The 18,509-nt window shown below is 63.7% G+C and carries 15 protein-coding genes; 6 read left to right on the top strand and 9 right to left on the bottom strand.

The features are described from left to right. Positions 1-5 precede the first annotated feature (5 nt). Positions 6-560: a 16S rRNA (guanine(966)-N(2))-methyltransferase RsmD gene (rsmD, locus tag FJ527_RS27520; protein ID WP_015318357.1), complete on the bottom strand. Its 555-nt coding sequence runs from the start codon at positions 558-560 to the stop codon at positions 6-8. After that, positions 557-2,569 carry a pseudouridine synthase gene (locus FJ527_RS27515; protein ID WP_140824531.1) on the bottom strand — a complete coding sequence of 671 codons (2,013 nt, stop codon included), beginning with the start codon at positions 2,567-2,569 and terminating at the stop codon, positions 557-559. The genes rsmD and FJ527_RS27515 overlap by 4 nt, the downstream gene beginning before the upstream one ends. A gap of 181 nt (positions 2,570-2,750) precedes the next feature. On the opposite strand from FJ527_RS27515, the gene FJ527_RS27510 reads away from it, so the two are divergent. Continuing rightward, a complete protein-coding gene (locus tag FJ527_RS27510; RefSeq protein WP_041163474.1) occupies positions 2,751-3,200 on the top strand; it encodes a nucleoside deaminase in 450 nt (149 codons plus the stop codon). Positions 3,201-3,234: 34 nt separating this feature from the next. Here the strand turns inward: FJ527_RS27510 and FJ527_RS27505 are convergent, their stop codons facing one another. From FJ527_RS27505 to FJ527_RS27495, 3 genes are all read right to left on the bottom strand, one after another. Next, entirely contained in the window at positions 3,235-3,906 is a 672-nt protein-coding gene (locus tag FJ527_RS27505; protein ID WP_015318360.1) for a hypothetical protein, read from the bottom strand. Between the two features lie 205 nt (positions 3,907-4,111). Continuing rightward, on the bottom strand, positions 4,112-7,096 hold the full coding sequence (gene ileS, locus FJ527_RS27500; protein WP_140824530.1) for an isoleucine--tRNA ligase: 2,985 nt from the start codon (positions 7,094-7,096) through the stop codon (positions 4,112-4,114). Between the two features lie 284 nt (positions 7,097-7,380). Further along, a complete protein-coding gene (locus tag FJ527_RS27495; RefSeq protein WP_140720936.1) occupies positions 7,381-8,193 on the bottom strand; it encodes a MipA/OmpV family protein in 813 nt (270 codons plus the stop codon). 188 nt (positions 8,194-8,381) lie between these two features. Between FJ527_RS27495 and FJ527_RS27490 the strand changes: the two genes are divergently transcribed. Next, positions 8,382-8,936 (top strand): HdeD family acid-resistance protein, encoded by a 555-nt coding sequence (locus tag FJ527_RS27490; protein WP_140717635.1) that lies wholly within the window; start codon positions 8,382-8,384, stop codon positions 8,934-8,936. A 29-nt stretch (positions 8,937-8,965) separates the two neighbouring features. On the opposite strand, the gene FJ527_RS27485 is transcribed toward FJ527_RS27490, so the two are convergent. After that, complete coding sequence (locus tag FJ527_RS27485; RefSeq protein ID WP_140824567.1) at positions 8,966-9,946, bottom strand: bifunctional riboflavin kinase/FAD synthetase; 981 nt, start codon at positions 9,944-9,946, stop codon at positions 8,966-8,968. A gap of 6 nt (positions 9,947-9,952) precedes the next feature. Beyond that, complete coding sequence (locus FJ527_RS27480; RefSeq protein WP_140720939.1) at positions 9,953-10,813, bottom strand: TIGR01459 family HAD-type hydrolase; 861 nt, start codon at positions 10,811-10,813, stop codon at positions 9,953-9,955. A gap of 258 nt (positions 10,814-11,071) precedes the next feature. On the opposite strand from FJ527_RS27480, the gene FJ527_RS27475 reads away from it, so the two are divergent. Both FJ527_RS27475 and FJ527_RS27470 read left to right on the top strand, forming a co-directional pair. Beyond that, positions 11,072-13,057, top strand: a complete 1,986-nt coding sequence (locus FJ527_RS27475; protein WP_181166517.1) for a TadE/TadG family type IV pilus assembly protein — start codon at positions 11,072-11,074, stop codon at positions 13,055-13,057. 124 nt (positions 13,058-13,181) lie between these two features. Then, positions 13,182-13,814 carry a LysE family translocator gene (locus FJ527_RS27470; protein ID WP_015318367.1) on the top strand — a complete coding sequence of 211 codons (633 nt, stop codon included), beginning with the start codon at positions 13,182-13,184 and terminating at the stop codon, positions 13,812-13,814. A gap of 4 nt (positions 13,815-13,818) precedes the next feature. On the opposite strand, the gene FJ527_RS27465 is transcribed toward FJ527_RS27470, so the two are convergent. After that, positions 13,819-14,643, bottom strand: coding sequence for a DUF2189 domain-containing protein (locus FJ527_RS27465; RefSeq protein ID WP_140824529.1), 825 nt, complete (start codon positions 14,641-14,643; stop codon positions 13,819-13,821). A 250-nt stretch (positions 14,644-14,893) separates the two neighbouring features. Here FJ527_RS27465 and FJ527_RS27460 point away from each other — a divergent pair, with 250 nt between their 5' ends. Both FJ527_RS27460 and FJ527_RS27455 read left to right on the top strand, forming a co-directional pair. Next, positions 14,894-16,117, top strand: a complete 1,224-nt coding sequence (locus tag FJ527_RS27460; protein WP_140824528.1) for a pilus assembly protein TadG-related protein — start codon at positions 14,894-14,896, stop codon at positions 16,115-16,117. 70 nt (positions 16,118-16,187) lie between these two features. Beyond that, complete coding sequence (locus FJ527_RS27455) at positions 16,188-16,718, top strand: CAP domain-containing protein (RefSeq protein ID WP_181166516.1); 531 nt, start codon at positions 16,188-16,190, stop codon at positions 16,716-16,718. Positions 16,719-16,765: 47 nt separating this feature from the next. Here the strand turns inward: FJ527_RS27455 and FJ527_RS27450 are convergent, their stop codons facing one another. Beyond that, on the bottom strand, positions 16,766-18,301 hold the full coding sequence (locus tag FJ527_RS27450) for a DHA2 family efflux MFS transporter permease subunit (protein WP_140717629.1): 1,536 nt from the start codon (positions 18,299-18,301) through the stop codon (positions 16,766-16,768). Positions 18,302-18,509: the final 208 nt, after the last annotated feature.

Raw genomic sequence — 18,509 nt, 5'->3', positions numbered from 1 at the left:
GCCTCTCAGGCAGCTTCGATGAAGCGGATCACGGTCTCGCCATAGTTGCGCTCATCAAGCACGGAAAAGCCCGGGCCTGGCTCGAAGGGAACCACCGCCGTCTCCTCGACCACACAGAGTGCGCCTGGCCGCAGCCAGCCGCCGGCCTGGGCCGACCGCAGGGCTAGCTCGCCAAGGCCCTTGCCATAGGGCGGATCGGCAAAGACCAGGCCGAACGGCGCCAGCGTGCCCGCCTCGCCAAGGCCGGTTGCGTCGCGGCGGAAGATCTTGGTGCGTCCGGTCAGGCCGAAGGCTTCGACATTGTCGCGGATCAGACCACGGCCCTCGGCCGATTCCTCGATGAAGACGCCATAGGATGCCCCGCGCGACAGGGCTTCCAGGCCAAGCGCGCCGGTGCCAGCGAACAGGTCGAGCACGCGCGCGCCGTCCAGTTGCCCGGCAAAGCGATGCGCCAGAACGTTGAAGACGGCCTCGCGGGTGCGATCGGTCGTCGGGCGGATGGCGCTGCTGCGGGGCGTCGCCAGCGGACGCCCGCGAAACTCACCGCCGACGATTCTCATCTTGTCCGGGGGCCCTTGGGGCCGCCGCGCGGCCGCTCGCCGCCACCGGCGCCTCCTGGACGCTCGCCACGCGGCTTGCCGAACGGTTTCGCGCCACCTGGCTTGCCGGCGGGCTTGCCATAAGACGGCTTGAACGAGGCCTTGCGTGCCTTGTTCTCGGCCGTCTTGGCCGCATCGGCCTCCGCCCTGCCCTTGCCGATCGGCCGGGCTCCCGGCGCCATCCAGACATTGGCCTTGCGCTGGCCGGGCGGCTCGATCGGCCGTTGCTCGCGCTCGGGTTTCTTGCCGCCGCCGCGAGGCTTGTCACCGAATCCACCGCGCGGCTTGTCGCCAAAACTTCCACGCGGCTTATCGCCAAAGCCACCGCGCTCCGGTCGCGGACCGCGATCGCCGAAGCTCTTTTCTGGTCTCTCACCCCTGTCGGGGCTCGTCGACAGTTTGCCGAGCGCCTCGTCGCGGCTGCCTTCCCGGCGTTTGCGGTTCTTGATCAGCCCGCCCTCGCCGATCGGCCGGCGCTCGCCATCTCGCGTAAACTTCGGCCGTTCGGGCTCGACCTCACGCACTTCGGTGCGCCGCACCGGCTGGTTGGAAAACGGTTTTGTTATCTCGGCCTCGAAATTGGCGCCGGATTCCTCGACCAGGCGCTCGCCGAGCTGGTCGCGCAGCACCCGGCCCTTGATCTCCAGAACATGGCCCTCGGCGAGGTCCTCGAGCTGGAACGGACCGTAGGAGATGCGGATCAGCCGCGTGACGTCGAGGCCGAGCGCGCCGAGGATGTTCTTGACCTCACGGTTCTTGCCCTCGCGCAGACCGATCGTCAGCCAGGCGTTGGAGCCCTGCTCGCGATCCAAGCTGGCTTCGATGGCGCCGTAGAAGACGCCGTCGACGGCAATGCCCTCGCGCAGGCCGGCGAGCGCGCTTTCCTCGACCTTGCCATGAACGCGCACGCGGTAGCGGCGCAACCAGCCAGTGGCCGGCAGTTCGAGTACGCGCGACAGGCCGCCATCATTGGTCAGCAGCAGCAGGCCTTCGGTGTTGATATCGAGGCGGCCGATGGTCATCAGCCGCGGCAGTTCGGCCGGCAGCACGTCGAAGACGGTCTTGCGGCCTTCCGGATCGCGGTTGGTGGTGACGACGCCGGCCGGCTTGTGGAACAGGAACAGGCGCGTGCGTTCGATCGGCGGGATTTCCATGCCATCGAGATGGATGATGTCATTGGGCATGACGTTGAACGCCGGCGAAGCCAGCACCTTGCCATTGACCTTGACGCGGCCGGCGGCGATCAACTCCTCGGCGTCGCGGCGCGAGGCGAGCCCGGCGCGTGCCAGCCGCTTGGCGATGCGCTCGCCGGCTTCTTCCGTTGCTTCGGCAGGCCGCGAGCGCGGCTTGAAGCCGCCGCCAGACGCGCCTTGCGGCCGATCACCGAAATCACGCTTGGGTCTGTCGCCGCCAAAGTCACGCTTTGGACGGTCAGCGAAATCCCGCTTCGGACGATCTCCGAAATCACGCTTGGGACGGTCGAAGCGCTTTTCACCGCCCTCCGCCGATGCAGAAACCGGACGGTCGCCACGCGGCGCGTAGGGCTTGCGTGGTCCCTCGCGCTTCTCATAGGGCTTGCGTTCGCCTTCGGCTGCCATCGGGCGGTCGCCGCGCGGCGCGTAGGGCTTGCGTGGTCCCTCACGCTTTTCATAAGGCTTGCGCTCGCCTTCGGCCGCCATCGGGCGGTCGCCACGCGGCGCATAGGGCTTGCGCGGGCCTTCGCGCTTTTCATAAGGCTTGCCTTCGGGGCGCGGTCCCTTGCTGAATGGCCTGTCGCCGCCCTTGAAGTCCCGCTTCGGCCGGTCGCCGTCGGCGGCCATCGGCCGATCGCCACGTGGCGCATAAGGTTTTTTCGCAGCAAAGGACGGCTTCCCGCCCTTGCCGGCATCGCGGCCACGTGCACCTGCCGATTTCGGGCCACTCCTGCCCGGGCCGGCTTTGCGCGGAGATTTCTTGTCGTTGTCGTCCATGTGGCCTTTGTCCGTTTGCGCTGCTACAGCGTGGCGCATCCGTTCGGCGCGCAACGAACGCTGTAGCACTTTTGATTTGGCGCATGATCATTTCCGAAAATCGAGTCCGATTTTTCGGGTTGATGCGCTCCATAACAGGATCACCGCCGGGTGGCGAGGATATAATGGGAAGACAAACCCCTTGAAGAGGCCGGATTTCATGGCCCTGGCGCTAAAAGAGGCCGAAGCGGCAGCCTTGCGTGGCGAAGTGCCGGTCGGCGCGGTCATCGCCAATGGCGGCGCGGTTATTGCCAGTGCAGGCAACCGCACGCGCGAGCTTGCGGACCCGACGGCCCATGCCGAGATGCTGGTGATCCGTGAAGCCTGCGGCAAACTCTCGAGCGAGCGGCTCACCGGCCACGATCTCTATGTCACGCTGGAGCCCTGCGCCATGTGCGCCGGGGCAATCTCCTTCGCCAGGCTGCGCCGTCTCTATTTTGGCGCGGCCGACGAAAAGGGCGGCGCCGTCGTCAACGGCGTGCGCTTCTTCGCCTCTCCGACCTGCCACCACACGCCCGACATCTATCCGGGCATGGCCGAGACCGAAGCAGGCCTGCTGCTGAAGGATTTTTTCAGGGGACGTCGAGACTGAGCCAAGGCCGCCGCAAGACCTGCGCGACTTGTTCTTACTGCAACCAGTCGAACCAGCCGCCCTTCTTGCCCTCGGCCTTTGCCTTGAGAGCGCGTTCTTTCTTGTACTCGTCTTCGCCGAGTTCGTTCTGCGGCGCGGCATCGGAGGCGACACGGTAGGCCAATGGCGGCTCGCTGAGGTATTTACGCGTGTTCGGATCGCCCTGCTTGCTCTCGGCAAGGCGGCGCTGGATCTCGGCGGCGCGGCCCTTGTCGGAATCGGCGGGTTTCCACGCCGGCGGGTGGCTGGATCCTGATTCCTCCATCGCCCTTTTCACCGAAGCCGGATCCGTCTGCACGTCATCGACGATCTCCGACTGGTAGGCCGGATCATTCTGGTGTGCGGTGGCGTCGGCGCGCAGGCGCGCGCGGCGCTGCTCGGGCGATTCGGGCCAACCGGCGTTTGCCGTCTGGATGCTTTCCTGCGGGGCAGGCAGCGCTTCCTTCTGGCCAGGTGCCGGCTTCACCAGGGTGGGACGTGGCTTGTAGTCGATCGGGTCCTTGCGCTTCGGCGCGAAGGAAACGGCGCCTGTAAGATCGCCGGCCAGCTGCTCGGCGGCGGTCTTGTCGGTGCCGTAGGTCGGAGAGCCCATGCAGCCGGACAAAGCGAGGCCCGATGCGACAAGCGGCGCCAGCAGCGCAAGGCGCGCGTTATATCTTTCGGTCATGCCAAAAAGTCCCACTCTAGACAACCTCTCGATCGCACCGGCCTTGTGTCCGGTCCCCATCGTGCAAGCACTTGCGACGGAAATCCGGCGACAATTTGTCTTCCGGAGTTTCGCGTGTTTACCTCAACCACTCGTTAAGGGCAACGCACGGGCGGGTTTGCACCCGCGCGGCGTGGCATTTGTGCACTTCTTTGGGCGACAGGCACTAGAGCCTTCCCAGCGCTTTCAGTTCGTGCAGCACCGCGGCATCCCGTGCCGAAACATCCGGAAACTCGGAATCCTGCCCGACATCGGCGGTGTAGCGCCAGGAACGCGCGCATTTGACCAGGCCGCGATCCTCCGCTTTCTCGACGACCACGGCAACGCCCTTAACATCATCGAGGGCGAAGGCGGTTCGCGGCGCCTCGCCATGGGCAATGACGAGATCGCTGGTGATGGCCATTTCAGCCATGTCGACGTCCGATATCGCCGCCTCGAGCGCCGCATCGTTGATCGTGACCACGGGGACAGCCTCCAGCGAGGAGCCGATCACCTTCTGGGCACGCGCAATCTCGAGCGCGCCGGTGACGACGCGGCGCACCTGCCTGACCTTGCGCCATTTCTCCGCCAGCGCCTCGTTCCTCCAACCCGCCCGGATTTGCGGGAACTGGTCGAGATGCACCGACATCGCATCGGGATGACGCTCGAGCCACGCCTCCTCCATGGTGAAGGGCAGCATCGGCGCCAGCCATTTCACCAGGCAATCGAAGAGATGGCGCACCACCTGGACCGAGGCCTTGCGCTTCACGCTCGACGGGCCGTCGCAGTAGAGCGCGTCCTTGCGGATATCGAAATAGAAGGCCGACAGCTCGACCACCATGAAATCGAGCAGTGCGCGCGTGATGCGCTTGAACTCGAAGGCGTCGTAGCCCTGGCGTACCACCTCGTCGAGTTCGGCCAGCCGGTGCAGCATCAGCCGCTCAAGCTCCGGCATCGTCTCCAGGGGAACGACCTCACCATCGTCATGGGCGAGCGTGCCCAGCATCCAGCGTATGGTGTTGCGCAGCTTGCGATAGGCGTCGATGTTGGTCTGCAGCACGTTCTTGCCGAGGCGCTGGTCTTCCCAATAGTCGGTCGTCACCACCCAGAGCCGCAGGATATCGGCGCCGGACTGCTTGATCACATCCTGCGGCACGACCGTGTTGCCGAGCGATTTCGACATCTTGCGCCCATCCTCGTCCATGGTGAAGCCATGGGTGACGACGGTGTCGTAAGGCGCCCTGCCCCTGGTGCCGCAACTTTCGAGCAGCGAGGAGTGGAACCAGCCGCGATGCTGGTCGGAGCCTTCGAGATAGACGTCGGCCGGCCACTTCAGGTCGGGCCGGTCTTCCAAGGTGAAGACATGTGTCGAGCCCGAATCGAACCAGACGTCGAGAATGTCCATCACCTGCTTCCATTTGGAGGCATCGTGATTGCCGAGGAAGCGCTCCTTGGCGCCGCGCGCGAACCAGGCGTCGGCGCCTTCCGCCTCGAAGGCGTCCATGATGCGGCGGTTGACGGCCTCATCCTTCAGCACATTGCCATCCTCGTCGGCGAAGACGGCGATCGGCACGCCCCAGGCGCGCTGGCGCGACAGCACCCAGTCCGGGCGCTCCTCGATCATGGCGCGAATGCGGTTCTGGCCGGCGGCCGGGACAAAGCGCGTCTCGTCGATGGCCTTCAGCGCGCGGCCCCGCAGCGTGGTGCCGTCGCCGAGGTCCTTGTCCATGTAGACGAACCATTGCGGCGTGTTGCGGAAGATGACCGGCTTCTTCGAACGCCATGAATGCGGGTAGCTGTGCTTCAGCCGGCCGCGCGCGAACAGCGCATTGCGCTTGATCAGCTCATCGATGACCGCCTGGTTGGCGTTGCCCTTCTTGCCATTGTCGTCGATCACGCGCGCGGCTCCGCCTTCGCGGTCAGGGCCGAGGCCCGGCGCGTCCTTGGTGAAGAAGCCGGCATCGTCGACGGTGAACGGGATTTCGGTGTCGATGCCACGTTGGCGCAGCGCGGGCGCGGCGTCCATCCAGGCATCAAAGTCCTCCCGGCCATGGCCGGGAGCGGTGTGCACGAAGCCGGTGCCGGCATCGTCGGTGACATGGTCGCCGGCAATCATCGCAACCGGGAATTCATAGCCGCCACCGAGGCCCTTGAAGGGATGCGAAAGCACAAGATTTCCAAGCTGTTCGGCGCTGATGCCGTGAAGACGTTTCAAGGTGACCTTGGCCTTGGCCTGGCTTTCCTCTGCCAGCGCATCGGCAAAGATCAGCTTCTCGCCTGGCTGCGGGCCAAACGCATTCTCGGCCGCCGTCACCTCGTAGAGGCCGTAGGCGACACGCGGCGAATAGCTGACGGCGCGATTGCCCGGGATGGTCCACGGCGTCGTCGTCCAGATGACGACATGAGCATCCAGCAGGTCAAGCGACCGACCGCTCAGGTCCGGATCGAGCTCCGCCGGCTGCCCGTCCACCACACTGGCGACGACGAGATTGGCCACCGGAAACTTCGCCCAGATCGTGTCTGACTCGTAGTCCTGGTACTCGATCTCGGCCTCGGCGAGCGCAGTCCGCTCGACGACGCTCCACATCACCGGCTTGGAACCACGGTAGAGCTGGCCGGACATGGCGAACTTCAACAATTCACCGGCGATGCGCGACTCGGCGTGGAAGGCCATGGTCGTATAAGGGTTCTTGAAGTCGCCGATGACACCGAGACGCTGGAACTCTCCACCCTGCACCGAGATCCAGTGCGCGGCGAATTCACGGCATTCCTGGCGGAATTCGTTGACCGGCACCTCGTCCTTGTTCTTGCCCTTGGCGCGGTATTGTTCCTCGATCTTCCATTCGATCGGCAGGCCGTGACAGTCCCAGCCGGGCACATAGTTCGAGTCATAGCCGCGCATCTGGAATGAGCGGGTGATGACGTCCTTGAGGATCTTGTTCAGCGCGTGGCCGATATGGATGTTGCCGTTGGCGTAGGGCGGGCCGTCATGCAGCACGTATTTTGTACGCCCCGCCGCGCTCTCGCGCAGCTTGCGGTAGAGGTCCATGTCCTGCCAGCGCTTGACCAGCACCGGCTCCTTCTCGGGCAGGCCGGCGCGCATCGGAAACTCCGTCTGCGGCAGATAAAGGGTCTTCGAATAGTCGATCTTCGATTGGGTTTCGTCGGTCATTGGTCTGCCATGTGCATGCCGGGCCACGTGGCTTGCGGCGTGAAACTCTATTTTACACGCATGCCGTTCCCAAAAACGGGGCCCACTCGGGGCGACATGCTTTGATGATCTGGAAAAGCGCGAGAGGCCGCGCGCAATATTCCCGGCGGCTCCTACAGCCTTCAGGCTGCTGGGAACACCGGGCTGGTAATTCGTATCGTTGGCGCGTGAAGGCGCAAAAAGCTCGTCATTGCTGGGCTTTTAGCGGAGAAGAGCGCAGGAATAAAGCGTCTCGTTCGATTCGCTTACATCTTGAAGTCGAAGCGGTAGGTGGTCGACACGCCGACCATGAACTGGTTGCGGTCGCCACGCTCCCTGACCAGGCTGGAATCGGCGGCCGGACCCTCCAGGCGCGAATATTCGCCAAACAGGCTGGCAGTCATCGGATCGGTCACCTTCCAGGTCACCGCGCCACCGAGGCCGACGGATTTCAGGCCGCCGCCGGGATTGTACTGGCTCAAGCCCGAGGCCACGGCTTCCTGCGCGTTGACACCGTAATAGGCATCGAAATAGTTCGCCGAGGCGAACGACACGCGCGGACCACCTGAAATCCTGACGGTTGGCGTCACATCGTAGAATGCATCGGCGGCGATGTCGGCGACAAAGCCGTTATGGGCTCGGATGCCATGCCGCAATTCCGCGCGCGCGCGCATCCAGTCCGTCGGATAGAATTCGAAGAAGCCGCCGACCTCGCCGCCCCAGCGGACCGGGTCGAGCCCCCTGAGTTCGTCGGCATCGCCGTCGTCGCGCGAGAACAGGAACTTGCCGGTCAGGCCGGCACGGACGCCGCCATCGTCGACAAGCGCCAGCGAAATATTGTCGTTGCGCGAGGTGAAGCGAGCAGCGGGGCCGGCCTTGCCCAGCGAAATGATGGGCTGGGCGCTCAGCATGTATTTCTTGCCGCCTTCGAAATTGGGCGCCACCAGGCCGGTCGCGCCGACCGTCAGATACCAGTCGCCGGACAGCCAGCCGAAAGCGCCATCACCGGCTTCGGCCGCGCCTGACATGGCGAGCACGACAGTAGCCACGGCTACAGAAATCTTCCCGACCTGACTCATGGTCACTCCACTAACACGATACAACTGCCCTGCGGCGACAGCTTTGACGAGGCTTTGGTAAAATTTGATTTAAGGGCGAGACATCCAGCGCGCATTGCCTGCACCATCGCGCCCGCGATCGGCTGGACGCGGGTCGGCGCCGAGGGTAACCTCCCTGCATGCTGGCGGTCCTCTATGGAGGTGGCGACATGACCTTGCACGGCGATACTCTGAAGAACGCGATCGGCCAGACGCGTGACAAATGGGGATGGTTCGTCGGTCTGGGCGTGGTGCTGCTGATCCTCGGCGGTGTAGCCTTCGGCAATCTGTTCATCGCCACGGTGGCTTCCGTCTACGTTGTCGGATGGCTGATGCTGGTGGCCGGCATCATCGAGATCATGCATGCTTTCGGGGTCAAGACCTGGGGCCGCTTCTTCTACTGGCTGCTCAGCGGACTGCTTTATGCGGTCGCAGGGTTCTTCGCTTTCGACAATCCGCTGCTCGCCTCGGCGGTGCTGACCTTCCTGCTGGCCATCGCGCTCGTCGCTTCCGGCGCGCTGCGGGCCTGGGTCGGCTACAGCCACCGTCCGGAGCGCGGCTGGGGCTGGATTGTCGCGGCGGGCGTCATCAGCGTGCTCGCGGGCCTGATCATCGCCATGGGCTGGCCGGTCAACAGCCTGTGGGTGCTCGGACTGTTCCTGGCGATCGACCTGATCTTCCAGGGCTGGACCTTCATCGCCGTCGGTCTTGCGTTGAAGAAATAGGAACTCGTTTCCCCTTTCGGGATCATGCTTCAGAACGCCACCGCGGCGTCCAGGCCGGAGAGCGGTTTGACGCCGCCAAGCAGCGCGCGGGCCTCGACTTCATCGCGCTTCATCTGCACGACCAGTGCGTCGAGCCCGTCGAACTTGATCTCGCTGCGCAGGAAGCCGAAGAACGACACCTCGCAAGTCTCGCCATAGAGATCGCCGGAAAAATCGAAGACGAAGGTTTCCAGGAGCGGCGCGCCATTGTCGTCGACGGTCGGGCGGCGGCCAAAGCTGGCGACGCCGTCGTGCAGCGTACCGTCCGCGCGACGGAAGCGGACGGCGTAGATCCCTTCCTTGAGCGTGGCTTCCGCCGGAAGCCTCATATTGGCTGTGGGAAAGCCGAGCGTTCGCCCGAGCTGCTGGCCGCCGACAACCTCGCTTTCCACCGTAAAGCGATAGCCAAGCAGACCGGCGGCCTCGGCCACCTCGCCCTTGCAAAGCAAGGCACGGATGCGGCTCGACGAAACCACCTCGGCGCCTTCGTCGCGAAAGGCGTCGACGAGGGTAACACCGAAGCCGTGGCGCTCGCCGGCAGCCATCAGATAAGCCGGCCCGCCCTGGCGGTCCTTGCCGAAATGGAAATCGAAACCGGTCACGGCATGGGTAATGCCCAGCGCCCTCTCCAGCACATCGGTGACGAAGGCTTCCGCCGACAGCGAGGCGAAGTCGCGCGTGAAGGGCTGCTCGACGAGCGCGGCAAAGCCCAGCAGCGACAGGAGGCGCGCCTTCATCTGCGGCGGCGTCAGCACGAAAAGCGGCAGATCAGGCCTGAAAACCGTTCGCGGGTGCGGTTCAAAGGTCAGCACCAGGGCCGGTACGCCACGCCGCACGGCCTCCGCCAATGCCCGTTCGAGCACGGATTGATGGCCGCGGTGGACGCCATCGAAATTGCCGATCGCGACCACGCCCCCCCGCAGATCGGCGGGCAGCGGCGCGGTTGTCGTAAGATGCTGGAACGCGACCATTGCCACCTACTGCAGTCTTGCGATCACGGCCACCGGACGATAGCCGTGCCGCTCCAGGAAGAGCCCGAGCTTTGCCGGATCCGGCCGGGATGGATCGCCATAGTCGCGGGCATGAATGCCGCCAGAGACATAGAGGACGTCGAAACCATTGTCGGCAGCGCCCTTGACGTCGGTCATCATGCCGTCGCCGATTGCAAGTATTCGCGAACGCTCAACCGACCGGCCGAGGATCTCGGCCACCTCCTTCATCGCGACCTCGTAAATCGGCGCGTAGGGTTTTCCGGCGATCAGCGTGCGACCGCCTAGCTGCGCGTAGTCGCGCGCGAGCGCGCCGGCGCACCAGATGATCCGTTCGCCGCGTTCCACCATGATATCGGGATTGGCGCAGATGAACGGCAGGTTCCTGGCGCGCAACCGGCGCAGCAGTTCCGTATAGTCGTCAGGTTTTTCGACCTCGTCGTCGAACAGTCCGGTGCAGACCACACCGGTGGCCTCGAACTCCTCGACGAGTTCGACATCGAGGCCGTCATAAAGGGTCAGATCGCGGTCGGCGCCGATGTGGAAGACCTTGCGCGGGCCCTCCGCGATCAGATCACGGGTCACGTCGCCCGAGGTCACCACACGGTCATAGGCTGATGGCGGAACGCCGATCACGCTCATCTGCGCCACGACATCGGCGCTGCGGCGCGGCGAATTGGTGATCAGAACGACAGGAGTGCCGTCCGCCCTTGCCGCTGCCAGCGCAGCCGCGGCAGCCGGAAAATGCCATTCGCCATTGTGCACCACCCCCCAGACATCGCAAAGAATTGCCGAATAGGCTTTCGAGACGTCTTCGAGCGAGCCGACGATTTCAGGCGAATCCGCCATGCCGTTTCCTTCAGTATGATCGTTGCGGTTACAGCGGCCGACGGTTCCCCGCGGCCGGTTCGAATTATCCGAACCGGCCCATGCTGTCACCAGCTTTCGCCTTGATCGGCGCGAATTGCGGCGCAAGCCGCGGCCTTGATTGGTTAGCGGTTGGTGAAGCGCCGACCAAGCAATAGAGCGGTTTCCCAAACCCGTCCTTCAGCGTTTTGTGGAAAGTTGGCGCCGGCCGAGAATCCGTCGGCGGGGGCCGCTGCAAGCATGTTTGAAATCTGGCGTCAGTTCCGCCGCGACAGGCGCGGCAACTATGCTCTCATGACGGCTGTGGCGATGGTGCCGCTGATGGGCGGCCTGGCGATCGCGGTCGATTTCACGGAAATGAACCGTGAAAAGCAGATGGTGATGAACGCGCTCGACGCCGCCAACTTCGCCACGGCCCGCCGGCTGACGGAAGGCGCCACCGACGATCAGCTGAGAGCCTACGCGCTCGACTTTTTCAACGCCAATTTGAACGACATCGATCCCGCCAGCGCGACGCTCAACGTCACCTTGCCGAGCAACACCAGTGGCGGCGGCCTGCTGACCATGACCGCCCAACTTAATTACAAACCCTATTTCTACCCCGCCTTCGCCCAGTTCGTCGGCAAATCGGCGACCGATGCCAACCAGAGGCTCAGCTTCAACGTCACCTCGCAAGTCCGGCTGAAGAACACGCTGGAGGTTGCCTTGGTGCTCGACAATTCCGGATCGATGGTCACGCCCGGCACCGGCTCAGGACAAATGCGCATCGATCTGCTCAAAACAGCGGCCAAGCAACTGGTCGACACGCTTGCCCAGCAGGCCGCGATGATCAAGCAGGTCGACAGGCCGGTGCAATTCGGCCTCGTGCCCTTTGCCGCCTCCGTCAATGTCGGCCCCGGCAACGGCAACGCCTCGTGGATGGACACCGAGGGTCTGTCGCCGGTATCGAACGAGAATTTCGACTGGTCGACGCTGAACGGGGCCAACAAATACGCCCAGCAGACCAACGGCATCTGGTACAAGCGCGGCACCGGCTGGGGAACAGAGGAAGGCCAGATGCTGACCCGGTTTTCGCTTTATCGCGACATGAAGGTCGTCACCAACCACGAGCGTATCGTCAATAGCAAGCGCGTGGTCTGCGACGCATACAATTCGAACAACACCTGCAAAAGCAGCCACAACGAATATGACTATGTCGATTCCTACGGTCCGTTCGCCAGTTGGCAAGGCTGCGTCGAGGCACGGCCCTACCCTTACAATATCAACGACGCCACGCCGTCCGGTGGCTCGGCCAACACCGGCATCGGCGTCGGCGATCCGGCAACGATGTTCGTGCCGATGTTCGCGCCCGACGAACCCGGCAATCACTGGAAACTCACCCAGGACCCCGACGAGGCCGCACCGGTAACTTATGGAGCCATCAACAGCTGGTGGAACGACGATCCATCGAGCAGCAGCGGCCAATCGCGGCTGCGCAACATGGCCAAATATTTCCAGCCGCGGCCGATCGATGCGCCGGCGCTGCCTGCCGGCAACGGGCCGAATTACAGCTGCACCACCAACCCGATCACGCCGCTGACCGATGTCAGCGTCGCCGACGGGCTCACCTCGATCAAGTCGGCGATCGACCTGATGCAGCCGAATGGCGGCACCAATGTTCCCGAGGGCATGGCCTGGGGCTGGCGGGTGGTCTCGAGCGGAGAGCCGTTCACGCAAGGGCGCCCGGAAACCGAAAGAGGCAACGACAAGGTGGTGATCGTGCTGACCGACGGCGCCAACACCTATTATACGCCATCCTCGCTGGGCTATTCCGACCCCGCCAATTCGAAATCGACCTACGCCTCCTTCGGCTACCTCAACCCCGGCTACAACGGCACCTCGGTCGGCCGCCTGTTCATGGGCACATCGAGCGCCATCGGTCAGTTCGACTATTCGAACGGCAACTACACCAATGCCCTCAACGAGCAGATGGCCACGCTCTGCAACAACGCCAAGGCAGCCAACATCATGGTGATGACGGTGGCGCTCGACCTATCGACGACCAAGGCCAGCGACAAGCTGGCGATCGATGCGCTGAAATCCTGCTCGTCGAATTCACGCTTCCGCAAGGATGCGACGGATCCGAGCAAACCGGCGAAGCTGTTCTGGAATGCGACCGGCGCCAGCCTGGCAAACGATTTCAAGGAAATCGGCAACGAGCTGTCGAACCTGCGCGTCGTCGGCTAACCCGAGTTCCTTCCCCTGGCGCAACGCCCGGCGCCGTCAAGCCCTTGCGGGCGCCTGCCGTGGCAGGCACAGATTGGCCGTTCGCATGGTCTCTCATCCATCGCGGCAGGCTGGGGAACGAACAATGCCCGATACCGCCAACCATCTCGCCTTCGCGCTGGTCTGCCTCGGCATGGTGCTGACGCCGGGTCCGAACATGATCTATCTGATCTCGCGCTCACTGTCGCAAGGGCCCAAGGCCGGACTGATCTCGCTTGGCGGCGTTGCTGTCGGATTCCTGTTCTACGTGCTGTCGGCCGCGTTCGGCATCACGGCGCTGCTGATCGCGGTGCCCTATGCCTATGATGTGCTGCGCTTTGCCGGCGTACTCTACCTCTTGTGGCTGGCCTGGCAGGCCGTAAAACCGGGCGGACGCTCGCCATTCCAGGTGCGCGACCTGCCGAAGGACCGGCCGCGCAAGCTGTTCGCCATGGGATTGATGACCAATCTGCTCAATCCCAAGGTGGCCGTTCTCTATCTGTCGCTGCTGCCGCAGTTCATCAGCCCCGGCAAGGGCCATGTCCTGTCGCAGCTTCTGGTGCTGGGCGCGACGCAGATATCGATCAGCCTCAGCGTCAACGCCGTCATCGCGCTGACGGCCGGCTCGATCGCTACCTTCCTCGCCGGACGCCCGCTGTGGCTGGTCATCCAGCGCTGGATGATGGGAACCGTGCTGACGGCGCTGGCGCTGAAGATGGCGACTGACGCGCAGCGCTGAAGCGTCACATCGGCCGGCGCGGCGGCCGGATCTGGGCCGGCTCGACCACCTTGCGGTAGAGATGCCAGGTCGCGTGGCCGAGGATCGGCATGACGACGGCGAGACCGGCAAACAGCGGGATCGAGCCGATCACCAGCAGCACCGCGACGATGAGGCCCCATAGCGCCATCTGCAGCGGATTTGCCATGACCGCGCGCGCCGAGGTCTCTATCGCCGAAACGGCGCCGACATCCCGATCGAGCAGAAGCGGAAAAGCAACGACCGTGGTCGCCAGCACGACCACCGCGAAGACCAGGCCGGCCGCGTTGCCGAGAAGGATCAGCCTCCAGCCCTTGCTGGTCGTCAGCACATCGCGCAGGAAGGCCCCGGCCGAAGCCGGCGGCTCGCCGCCGAAAAGGCTGGTGTAGATCGACTGCGCCGTGAACAGCCACAACAGGAACAGCGCGAACAGCATGATGCCGATAACCGCTATCGAGGGCAGCGCCGATGAATGGCGAACATCGAGCGCATGCCGCCAGTTGGTGTTCATGCCGAGCTCGCGCCGGCGGCTGATCTCATAGAGTCCGGTCGCGGCGAACGGCCCGACCAGGGCAAAGCCCGACATCAAGGGATAGACGAGCTGGATGGCGTTGGAGCCGGACGTCCACTGCGTCAGGATCAGGCCGGCGACCGGATAGATCAGGCACAGGAACACGTAATGCGAGGGCTTGGCCCAGAAGTCCTCGGCGCCAAGCCTGAGCGCGTCCCAGAGGTCCGCCGTGGAAATGCGGCGGACCGCTGGTTGCACATGCATCCCGTACGCGTCCGCCATGACATGAAAGCCGGCCATAACCTTCCTCCGTTTTTCTCGGGGGGCGGTCACCGCCTAGGGTGGCTGCCCGTAGCTGCCACTTCAAGAACGCTCGCATGATAGCCGATCTTCCCGGGATTGTCGCCGCGTCTCATAAGGTTTGCTGAGCGGTCATCGTCTGGCGAACCACTGAGTTCATTTTAGAATCCATGCATTTTAGCTATTGCTTAAATTACTCGTAGAGACCCAGAGCGTATCACCTGAGCTTTACAAACGTTGGCGAGGGGCGATGTTCACATTGAAGGGCTTCTGGTCTTGCGAACGCGGCAATTTCGCCATGGCGACCGCCGTAGCCTTGCTGCCGATAATGGCTGTCGTCGCCGGCACCCTCGACCTGACGGGCACGAGCGATGACGCCGCGCAACTGCAGAACTCGCTGGACGCGGCTGGCCTTGCCGTCGGCACCAAATACCTGCCCAGCATGAGCGCGAGCGATGTCCAGGGGCTTGGGCTGACATTCTTCGCAGCCAATTTGAGCATTGCCGACCGGCAGGAATATTCAGACAGCGTTTCCGCCTTTTCGGCCACCGCCAGCGGCGATCCGAGCGCCTATTACATCTCGCTGTCGTCCGGCATCAACCGTCCGAGCTTCATCAACGGCGCTGCCCCCTGGCCAGCTCACCGGTCGGCAACGGTCAAGATGCACCCGGGCGCGCAGGCCTGCGTGCTGGCGCTCGATCCGCATGCGTCGGCGGCGGTGAGCCTGCAAGGCTCGACCGATGTCGCCATGAGCAACTGCGTGATCGCGGCAAACTCGGACGCGTCCGATGCCGTCAGCAGGGGCGGTTCCGCGCAGGTCTCGGCGGGCTGCGTATCGGCCGTCGGCGGCACTTCCGGGCTTTCTCCGCCCGCTGCCAATCTCACCTGCGGCACGCCGCTCGAACATCAATATGCGTCCTTCGATCCCCTGGCCGACATCGTCCCTCCCCCCTACACACTTTGCCTGCCGGTGCCGAACGGCAAAACCTACACGCTGTCGCCCGGCACCTATTGCGACAAGACATTGTCAGGAAACATCACGCTCAACCCGGGCGTCTACATCTTGCGCGGCGTCACCCTGAAGCCGGGCGGGAACGGAAACCTGAGCGGCCAGGGCGTAACCATATTCCTCACGGAAGGGGCACAGATCATTATAAACGCCAATGAAAAGGTGAACCTTTCCCCGCCCACCAGCGGGCCTTACGCCGGCATCACCATCTTCCAGAGCCGCGGGAACATTTCGGCCCTGACCCTGAATGGCGGCGCAAATTCCGTGATCAGCGGATTCGTCTATGCGCCTGACGCGGCCGTTTCGTTTGCCGGCAATTCGGACATGAGTGGTCAGGGGGACTGCCTGAGGCTCGTTGGCTTGACCGTGCAGATGACAGGCAACTCTTCCATCAAGACCGACTGCACGGCGGTGTTCGGAAATCGAGAGATGTACTCCAGCCGCCTCATCACGCTTGTGAACTAGGGGCCGCTTCGATCGAGATTTTTCACCGCCTGCCCGGCAAAAGCCATGATCGGGACCGAGTCAGGCACGCATGACCACTTCGAAAATCGATTGCGACCAGATCGCGAACTTGAACAGGCGCAGTTGGCTCAAGGCGGCTGGGCTCAAGGCGGCTGGCCTGGCGGCCTTGCTTGGGCTTGCCGCCTGCAGCACCGTCTCGCTGCCGACAGGGCAAGGCGCCGGGGTTTCCTCCTCGGCAACCGGCACGCTGGCAAGCCTACGTGCGACGGCCGGGCGCGGCCCGCTGACCCCGGACGCGCAGTTGGAGCAAGCAGCATTGCAGCAGGCCGGCTACATGGCGCAGCGTGAAAACATGAGCCACACCACCGGCTGGGGCAAGGATTTCGCCTCGCGCATGAGGGACAATGGCGTACACGGTGCCGCGGCCGAGAACATCGCGGCCGGCCGCTTCGACCAACAGAAGCTGTTCGATATCTGGATGCATTCGCAGGGACACCGGCGCAACATACTCGATCCGGACTTCAACCGCTTCGGACTTGCCTATGTCCGTGACGGCCGCGACCCCAACCTGCGCTACTGGTCGCTGGTGCTCGGCAGGTAGCAAAGACATCGCCGGCAGCGGACATCCGCTGACGAGCAGCCGCTACATCAGTCCATATGAGCGGCGGGCGCACCGCCGCCGGCCGGCGCCGTTTTCGGCTTGCGCAGCAGGAAGACGAACGGGATAGCGGCCAGCGTCATGATCATCAGGATTTTGAAGTCGTTGACGTAGGAAATCATCATCGCCTGCAGATTGACCATGCGGTCGACCTGCGACAGTGCCGTCGGGTCGCCGCCGGCGGCTGCCGGCGAGACCGCCCAGAGATTGGGATTGAACGGGTTGATGAAGGTTGAAAGCTCGGCATGGTTGATCTGCGTGTTGCGCACCAGCAGCACGGTCACGACCGACACGCCGATCGACGAGCCAAGATTTCGCACCAGGCTGAACAGCGAGGTTGCATCGGTGCGGTAGCGGGCGTCGAGCGTGGCGAAGGCAACCGTCGACAGCGGCACGAACACCATGCCCATGCCGAGGCCCTGGATCACGCCGGAGCTGAGGATCAGCCAGTTGTCCATTTGCGGGGTGAAGCTTGCCATGGTGTAGAGCGACTGCGCGGTCAGGAGGAAACCGATGACGACGAGAATCCTGGCATCGACCTTGCCCATGATGCGCCCGACGACGAGCATCGAAATCATGGTGCCGACACCGCGCGGCCCGATGACGATGCCGATGGTGACCGTCGGATAGCCGAAGATGGTCGACAGCATCGGCGGCAGCAGCGACATCGAGGCCAGGATCAGCACGCCCATGACGAAGATGAACGCCAGCCCGGTGACGAAATTGCGATCGAGGAAAATCTTCGGATCGATAAACGGATGTTCCGATGTCATCGTGTGGATGATGAACACCCAGAAGCCGGTGAGCGAAAGACCGAGCTCGATCCATATCTCGACCGAGGAAAACCAGTCGACCTCGCCACCGCGATCGAGCATCAGCTGCAGGGCGCCGACGCCGAGCGATATCATGGCAAAGCCGAAGAAATCGAAGCTGCGCACCCGCCGGGCGACCGCCGGCAGATAGGCCGCCATGCCAAGAAAGGCGACGATGCCGACCGGCAGGTTGATGAAGAACACCCAGCGCCAGTTGAAATTCTCGGTCAGCCAGCCGCCGAGCGTGGGGCCGAGGATCGGTCCCAGCATGATGCCGGCGCCCCATATGGCCATCGCCTGACCATGGCGCTCCTTGGGGTTGATGTCGAGCAGGAAGGTCTGCGACAGCGGCACGATCGCGGCGCCGAACACACCTTGCATCAGCCGGAAAAGCACGATGGTTTCCAGGCTCCACGCCAGGCCGCACAACATCGAGAAGATGGTGAAGCCGACCACCGCCGTCAGGAACAGTTCCTTGCGGCCGAAACGGTCGGCGAGCCAGCCGGTGACAGGCGTCATGATGGCGGCGGCGACGATGTAGGAGGTCAGCACCCAGTTGATGTTGTCGGGCGAGGCGCCGAGATCGCCGGTCATGGTCGGCAGCGCGACGTTGGCGATGGTGGTGTCGAGCGCCTGCATGACCGTCGCCAGCATGAGCGCAACCGTGATCAGGCCACGATGCGGCACTTCTTTGAATGGTTCGGACGTGCTCATGGCGCAGAACTTCCAGAAGGTAACAGAAACGTGTACAACGGGTTTCCGGGCGGCAAAGCCTTCCGTCGAGAGACCTTCGTCGCGGTGGGACGCGATTATCGATGTGGGGGTTACATCGACTGAAAGTCTCTGATGAGCGGATGCCTGCCGCCCGGAAACCTGAGGACCGACAGGTCCGTGTCGAAGATTTCAGATTTTGGACGGCTGC

Source organism: Mesorhizobium sp. B2-4-18 (genome assembly GCF_006441385.1).
GTDB classification, from domain to species: Bacteria; Pseudomonadota; Alphaproteobacteria; order Rhizobiales; family Rhizobiaceae; genus Mesorhizobium; species Mesorhizobium australicum.
The sequence above is the reverse complement of the archived record's forward strand: the minus strand, read 5'-3'. Positions and strand labels throughout refer to the sequence as shown.